This window comes from Microbacterium sp. B24 (assembly GCF_000333415.1).
Lineage (GTDB): Bacteria > Actinomycetota > Actinomycetes > Actinomycetales > Microbacteriaceae > Microbacterium.
On record NZ_BADB01000341.1, the window covers coordinates 1 to 6851 of the forward strand.

The window sequence follows — 6851 nt, forward strand, 5'->3', positions numbered from 1 at the left end:
GGGGTCGAGCAACGCGCAGCAGGGATCATCCACGCNGATCGTGATCGCTTCCTGCAGGCGTGGCTGCAGTTGGCCGACAACGCGGCGAAATACACCCCCGCCGGCTCGGCGATCGAGATCGGCAGCGCCGTGCATCCCTCCGGTGCTCAGCTGTGGGTACGCGATCACGGCGCGGGAATCGCGCCCGCGGTGCGCCACCGCATCTTCCGTCGCTTCGACCGGGGCACCGGCAAGCGGTCGGTCGGCGGGTCGGGCCTGGGCCTCGCCATCGTCGACGCGATCGCCAAGGCGCACGGCGGTCACTGCACCGTGGCCGACACTCCGGGTGGCGGTGCCACTTTCACCATCGAGATCCCCATCGGTACGCAGGCGACGCTGCCCACGCCGGTGCGCGCGGGGGATGTCGTCCAACAACGGGAGGCCTCCGGATGACCCGCATCCTCATCGTCGACGACGAGCCGCACATCGTCTCGATGGTCTCGCGCGCCCTGTCCGCCGAAGGGTACGAGACGACCGCCTGCGAGGACGGCGCGGCCGGCCTCGAACGTGCCTCGCGCGGTGACATCGATCTCGTGATCCTCGACGTCGGCCTTCCCGGCATGGACGGATTCGAGGTTCTGCGGCGTCTGCGCGGCGACGGGCAGTCGCTCCCGGTGATCATGCTGACCGCTCGTAGTTCGGCCCGCGACGCCGTGGACGGGCTGGATGCCGGCGCCAGCGACTACGTTCCGAAGCCCTTCTCGCTCGCGGAGCTCATGGCGCGCGTGCGCTCGCGTCTTCGGGAGCGCACGGGAGCCATCACGATGGTGCTCTCCCGCGGAGATGTGACGCTCGACCTGCTGACGCGCCGCTGCTCCGTGGCCGGTCACGACGTCGACCTCTCCGCCCGCGAGTTCGCACTCGCCGAACAGTTCCTGCGTCATGCCGGCGAGGTCCTCACGCGTGAGACGCTGCTCAGCCGTATCTGGGGCCTCGACTTCGATCCGGGTTCGAACGTCGTGGACGTCTACGTGCGGTACCTGCGAGCGAAGCTCGGCGCCGACCACATCGCTACCGTCCGCGGCGAGGGCTATCGCTGGGAGTAGGCCTCGCCGCGGACGGCGCGGTGCGAACGGGGAGCCTCAGCTCAGCTCGCCCTGCTCCAGCAGGTCGGTGACCAGTGCGGCGATCGCCGAACGCTCGGAGCGCATGAGCGTCACGTGACCGAAGAGGCTGTGGCCCTTCAGCGTTTCGATCACCGAGGCGATGCCGTCGTGGCGGCCGACACGGAGGTTGTCGCGCTGGCCGACGTCGTGGGTGAGGACGACGCGCGAGTTCTGCCCGATCCGGCTGAGCACCGTCAGCAGCACGTTGCGCTCGAGAGACTGCGCCTCATCGACGATCACGAAGGCGTCGTGGAGGGAGCGCCCGCGGATGTGGGTCAGCGGGAGCACCTCGAGCATCCCGCGCGCGACGACTTCCTCGAGGACGTTTCCGGAGACCACGGATCCGAGGGTGTCGAAGACCGCCTGCCCCCACGGATTCATCTTCTCGGACTGATCGCCCGGCAGGTAGCCCAGCTCCTGGCCCCCGACAGCGAACAGCGGGCGGAAGACGATGATCTTCTTCTGCTGCTGACGCTCGAGGACAGCGTCCAGTCCCGCGCAGAGAGCGAGCGCCGACTTGCCGGTTCCGGCGCGCCCACCGAGGGACACGATCCCGACCTCGGGATCCAGCAGCAGGTCGATCGCGATGCGCTGCTCAGCGCTGCGGCCGTGGAGTCCGAACACGTCGCGGTCGCCGCGGACGAGGCGGAACGCGCCGTCTCCGGTGACGCGGCCGAGAGCCGACCCGCGCTCGGAGTGGATCACGAGACCCGTGTTCACCGGGAGGCCGTGCACCTCCTCGCTGGTCGCGACCTCCGCCTCGTAGAGGTCGCTCATGTCGTCACCGGAGATCGCGATGTCGGCGATGCCCGTCCACCCGCTGTCGACGGCCTGCTCCGCGAGATACTCCTCGGCGTGGATGCCGAGAGAGGCCGCCTTGACGCGCATGGGGAGGTCCTTCGAGACGACCGTGACTCGCTGGCCATCGGAAGCGAGGTGCATGGCGACGGAGAGGATGCGCGTGTCGTTGTCGCCGAGCCGCATGCCGGCGGGCAGAACGGAGGGATCCGTGTTGGTCAGCTCGACGCGCAGCGTTCCTCCGTCCCCGACGGGGACGGCGAAGTCCAGGCGCCCGTGCTCGACACGCAGTTCGTCGAGGTGACGCAGAGCCTGCCGGGCGAAGTAGCCGATCTCCGGGTCGTGCCGCTTGCCTTCGAGCTCGGTGATCACCACCACGGGGACGACGACGGAATGCTCCGCGAACCGGAAGAACGCGCGCGGATCGCTGAGGAGCACAGAGGTGTCGAGGACGTAGGTGCGCAGATCGGTGTCCACGACCTCCTCGACACTCTCATCGATCCGGCGTTGCTGCAGTGAAGCCCGTGTGGTCACAACTCACTCCCGCCCCGGGTGGAGCACCCGGCAGTTTCGAGTCGACCGTGGCCACGAGTCGTGTGGAGGCCGACCCGACCGGGCGCCTTGCCCGATGTGATGACCGTACGGCGCGCGATGCGCTCGCGCCATCCGCGACACGCCGCCGATCGGTGTCGGGGACGTTAACGTGTGATGTCGTCGGCGGACGAGGCCTCGAGAGCCTGCGTGGGGGCCGCGGTGACCTCGAGAGAGACCGGAAGATCGTCGGAAGAACCGGGCTCCGGCAGTGCGATGGCGGCGGGACCGGGCTCGACGACGGCACGCGCGGCGGCGAGCTCGGCGAAGGCGTCGCCGAGCAGAACGAAACTGTCCGCACCCGTTCCGACGTGGGGCGCGACCCGGATCGTGGCGCCGCGGGCAGTGACGGTGACGCCGTGATTGGCGAGCGCGGCGGCCAACGGCGCCGCCTCGTGGGGCGCCGGCTGCAGGGCCACGATGCCGGCGTGCCGGTCGCGCGGGGTCACGACAGGAATCCCATAGCGATCTGCGAGATCCATCACGGCCCGTGCGCGCGAGCGCAGTTCTGCTGCGACGTCCGGGATGCCCGCGTCGAGCACCTCGCGCAGCGCCGCCGCCAGGCGACCGGCGGCGAGGTGGTCGGCCGGGGCGACCTGATAGGCGGCGGCCGTCGGCAGCGGCGCGGGAACCCCCACGCTGCTCGCGTCACCCTGCATACCGGAGATCCCCGAGAGTACGGGTTCGATGTGCTCACGTGCCCGATCGGAGAACCGCGCGAAGCCGGTGCCCCGGCCGGCCCGAAGCCATTTGTACCCGTTGCCGCACACCACATCGGCGGCATCCCAGTCGGCGTCGACGACGGCGAAACCCTGAACGGCATCGACGATGAGCAGCCGATCACCGATCCGGTCGCGGATCGCCGCCAGGTCGGCGACAGCTCCCGTGCGGAAATCGACCAGGCTGACGGCGACCGCCGTCACCTCGTCATCGAGCGCCTCCGCCACGGCATCCGCCGTGACGATCCCGCCGGAGGGGTCGATCTCGCGAACCGAGAGCACGCCGCGAGCATCCTGAGCGCGGCGCGCCGTGACCCGCAGGGCGGGAAACTCCTGAGCCGACACGACGAGCACGCCCCGAAGACCCTGCATCGCGTGCTGCAATCCGTGGGTCGTCGACGGCTGCAACACGACCTCGTCGACGGAACATCCCAGAACCTGTGCGACGAGGCCGCGCGCCTCGTCGGATCTCTCGGAGACCAGATCGATTCCGGAGCGTCGACCGCTGCCGAGGAGCTCGGCATCGGCCAGGGTCTCGGCTCGCACGGCAGGTGAGAGCGGCCCGAATGCCGCCCAGTCCAGATACCCCGCTGCGCTGTCGAAGGTATCGAGGTAGGGCTGCAGGTCGTTCACGTCCTCCATTGTCCCACGCCGCGTCGTTACGGGTCGGACCGCTCCCGTCAGCTGCCGTACCGGCGATCACGCGTGGCGTAGTCGCGGATGGCGCGGAGGAAGTCGACCTCGCGCAGATCCGGCCCGAGCGCCTCCACGAAGTAGAACTCGGAATGCGCCGACTGCCAGAGCAGGAAGTCGCTGAGACGCTGTTCGCCCGAGGTACGGATCACCAGGTCGGGATCCGCTTGCCCTCCGGTGTACAAGTGCTCGCCGATCTGCTCCGGGGTGAGGCTGGCAGCGAGCTCTTCGAGCGAGCCGCCGCGCTCGTCGTGCTGCGCGATGATGCTGCGAACGGCGTCGACGATCTCGCTTCGTCCGCCGTAGCCGACCGCGAGGTTCACGTGCAGGCCCGTGTTTCCGGCCGTCCGCTCCTCCGCCGTCCGTAACACGCGGGCCAGGTCCGGTGGCAGCATCTCCGCTCGACCCACGTGCTGCACGCGCCAGCCGGGCTCGAGCGAGAGTTCGTCGGCGAGCTCGGCGATGATCTCGATGAGATCGGCGAGCTCCTGCGAGTCGCGCTTGGTGAGGTTGTCGGTGGACAGCAGGTAGAGCGACACCACACGGATGCCGAGATCGTCGCACCAGCGCAGGAACTCGTGCATCTTCGCGGCTCCGGCACGGTGTCCGTGCGCGACCGTCGTGAAGCCGGCCTGACGCGCCCAGCGACGATTGCCGTCGATCATCATCGCGACGTGGTGGGGAACGGTGTCGGGGGTCAACTCGCGACGCAGGCGCGAACTGTAGAGGCGATAGAGGAATCCGCGCCCCTCGCCCGAACCGGTGGGTGTCACGTTCCTACGCTACCGCGCGAGCCCCGGCCCCGACCGCACACGGGATATGTGCGGAAGACGGCATGAGGCTGCGCGTAGGCTCGGTGCCGTGACCCGACACGCATCCGCCGAGGGCGCCGACATGCCCCAGCTCCCGCTTCTCGAAGCCGGCTCCGTCCGTGCACAGGTCGACCTGAAGCCCACGTGGCGCGGCTGGATCCACGCCGGAACGTTCCCGGTCGCCGTGGCCGCCGGGGTCCTGCTCATCGTCTTCGCCCAGGGTGCGGCCGCGAAATGGGCCGCGGTCGTCTTCATGGTGACCTCGCTCCTCCTGTTCGGCAACTCCGCGCTGTATCACCGGTTCAACTGGGGGCCGACGACCAAGGCGGTGCTCAAGCGCATCGACCACGCCAACATCCTGCTGCTGATCGCGGGCACCTACACGCCGATCGCCGTGCTGGCGCTGACGCCCGACAAGGGCACCCTCCTGCTCGTGCTGGTCTGGTCGGGCGCGATCCTCGGCATCCTGTTCCGCGTCTTCTGGATCAACGCCCCGCGGTGGCTCTACGTGGCGCTCTACCTTCTGCTGGGGTGGGCAGCGGTGATGTACATCGTCGACCTGCTGCAGGCGAACCTCGCGATGATGGTCCTCGTCATCGTCGGCGGGTTGCTGTACACCGGCGGAGCGATCGTCTACGCGCTGAAGAGGCCGAACCCGTGGCCGGGCCACTTCGGGTTCCACGAGATCTTCCATGTGTGCACCGTGCTGGCTTTCCTCTGCCATTGGACGGCGTGTCTGCTGATCGCGCTGCACCCGCTCGTGCCCTCTCTGGGCGCGGCGGGCTGAGCCGGCGCGTACCGGTCGGACCCACGGCGCACCGGCGTCAGCGTGAGGCGGGGTCGATGTCCTGGTCGTCGGTGTCGCTCGCCTCGACGGCCGCCGCCGCCTGAGCGTCGGCGCGGGCCTCGGCATCCGCTGCCGTCTTCGCGTCGAGTTCCTCCGCGATCTCTGCGCGGTAGCCGGCACGACGGATGCGCCGCAGCATGTCGATGAGAAGGAAGATCACAGCCACCGCGACGACCGCGATGCCGACGAAGCCCACGAATCCCGGAGTGACGGCGTCAGGGTTGACCGTCATGGTGGGAGTCGGAATCGCCGGGTCGGCGATTCCCGTGAGCGCGATCGTCAGTGCGTGCATCGTTCCTCTGTTCCGCGCGGAGCGCCTAGCCTGGAAGTCCAGCCTAGAACCTCGGGAAGTGTCATGACCGCGATGCGCACGCAGCAGGAGCTCGACGACCGCTACGGCCGCGTCCGGAGCGCAGGTCGTCGCCGCTCGGCATGGATCGTCGGCGGTCTGGTCGTACTCGCTCTCATCGGCTACTTCGGGTGGAACACCTACACACAGGCCGCGCAGTCCGTCGACATCGACGTCACCGGGTTCGATCTCAGCGACGCGCCGCACAGCGTGACGGTCGATTTCCAGCTCACGCTGGCGCGCGGCAGCGCGGTCAGTTGTGTGGTGGAGGCTCAGGACGAGGATCACGGCATCGTCGGATGGAAGGTCGTCTCCTACCCGGCCGACGACGCTCACAGCCGCACGTTCAGCGAGCGTGTCGCGACGACCGCCGCAGCGACGACCGGTTTGGTCCCCTCGTGCTGGATCCCGTAGGCTGATCCGACACATGCGCCCTGGCAGCTGCCGGGGCGTTTGGCATAGTGCCGACGGCGGGGGCCGCACACCCATATCGACCGATTCCCATCGACAAGGAGACGACGTGGCCGAGAACACGGAGACCTTCCTCACCCAGGACGCCTACGACCGGCTCGCCGCCGAACTCGAGCACCTGTCGACGACGGGTCGCGAGGAGATCGCCAAGCGCATCGAGGCCGCTCGTGAGGAGGGTGACCTCAAGGAGAACGGCGGTTACCACGCCGCCAAGGACGAGCAGGGCAAGCAGGAGGCGCGTATCCGCACCCTGCAGGCGCTGCTGAAGGACGCCGTGGTGGGCGAGGCGCCCGAGTCCGACGGCACCGTCAAGGGCGGAACCGTCGTCACCGCGATCGTCGCCGGCGGCGAAGAGGTCTTCTTGCTCGGCAGCCGTGAGATCGCGGCGGGCTCCGAGCTCGACGTCTACAGCGAGGCCTCGCCGCT

At 69.0% G+C, this 6851-nt stretch carries 9 protein-coding genes; 5 read left to right on the forward strand and 4 right to left on the reverse strand.

Translation table 11 applies throughout. From position 1 onward, the window contains the following. Positions 1-27 precede the first annotated feature (27 nt). Together I5I_RS08780 and I5I_RS08785 are read left to right on the forward strand one after the other, a co-directional pair. Positions 28-432 (forward strand): sensor histidine kinase, encoded by a 405-nt coding sequence (locus I5I_RS08780; protein WP_441295539.1) that lies wholly within the window; start codon positions 28-30, stop codon positions 430-432. Next, positions 429-1085, forward strand: a complete 657-nt coding sequence (locus tag I5I_RS08785) for a response regulator transcription factor (protein WP_036318409.1) — start codon at positions 429-431, stop codon at positions 1083-1085. The genes I5I_RS08780 and I5I_RS08785 overlap by 4 nt, the downstream gene beginning before the upstream one ends. A 36-nt stretch (positions 1086-1121) precedes the next feature. Here I5I_RS08785 and I5I_RS08790 read toward each other — a convergent pair whose 3' ends face one another. The 3 genes from I5I_RS08790 to I5I_RS08800 form a co-directional block, all read right to left on the reverse strand. After that, a complete protein-coding gene (locus I5I_RS08790) occupies positions 1122-2477 on the reverse strand; it encodes a PhoH family protein (protein WP_036318410.1) in 1356 nt (451 codons plus the stop codon). Positions 2478-2641: 164 nt separating this feature from the next. After that, positions 2642-3895, reverse strand: a complete 1254-nt coding sequence (locus I5I_RS08795) for an aminotransferase class V-fold PLP-dependent enzyme (protein WP_036318411.1) — start codon at positions 3893-3895, stop codon at positions 2642-2644. 38 nt (positions 3896-3933) lie between these two features. Beyond that, positions 3934-4719, reverse strand: a complete 786-nt coding sequence (locus tag I5I_RS08800) for an isoprenyl transferase (protein ID WP_005052573.1) — start codon at positions 4717-4719, stop codon at positions 3934-3936. Between the two features lie 121 nt (positions 4720-4840). On the opposite strand from I5I_RS08800, the gene trhA reads away from it, so the two are divergent. Continuing rightward, positions 4841-5545, forward strand: a complete 705-nt coding sequence (gene trhA / locus I5I_RS08805) for a PAQR family membrane homeostasis protein TrhA (protein WP_036318415.1) — start codon at positions 4841-4843, stop codon at positions 5543-5545. Between the two features lie 37 nt (positions 5546-5582). On the opposite strand, the gene I5I_RS08810 is transcribed toward trhA, so the two are convergent. Next, positions 5583-5897, reverse strand: coding sequence for a hypothetical protein (locus I5I_RS08810; RefSeq protein ID WP_036318412.1), 315 nt, complete (start codon positions 5895-5897; stop codon positions 5583-5585). 63 nt (positions 5898-5960) lie between these two features. On the opposite strand from I5I_RS08810, the gene I5I_RS08815 reads away from it, so the two are divergent. Next, positions 5961-6368 (forward strand): DUF4307 domain-containing protein, encoded by a 408-nt coding sequence (locus I5I_RS08815; protein WP_036318413.1) that lies wholly within the window; start codon positions 5961-5963, stop codon positions 6366-6368. Positions 6369-6474: 106 nt separating this feature from the next. Continuing rightward, positions 6475-6851 (forward strand): GreA/GreB family elongation factor (locus tag I5I_RS08820; protein WP_036318414.1); only part of this gene is annotated, 377 nt, incomplete at its 3' end.

Coding starts and splice junctions, on each gene's coding strand:
- I5I_RS08785 (WP_036318409.1), top strand. CDS start 429: ATGACCCGCATCCTCATCGTCGACGACGAGCCGCACATCGTCTCGATG.
- I5I_RS08795 (WP_036318411.1), bottom strand. CDS start 3,895: ATGGAGGACGTGAACGACCTGCAGCCCTACCTCGATACCTTCGACAGC.
- trhA (WP_036318415.1), top strand. CDS start 4,841: ATGCCCCAGCTCCCGCTTCTCGAAGCCGGCTCCGTCCGTGCACAGGTC.
- I5I_RS08810 (WP_036318412.1), bottom strand. CDS start 5,897: ATGCACGCACTGACGATCGCGCTCACGGGAATCGCCGACCCGGCGATT.
- I5I_RS08815 (WP_036318413.1), top strand. CDS start 5,961: ATGACCGCGATGCGCACGCAGCAGGAGCTCGACGACCGCTACGGCCGC.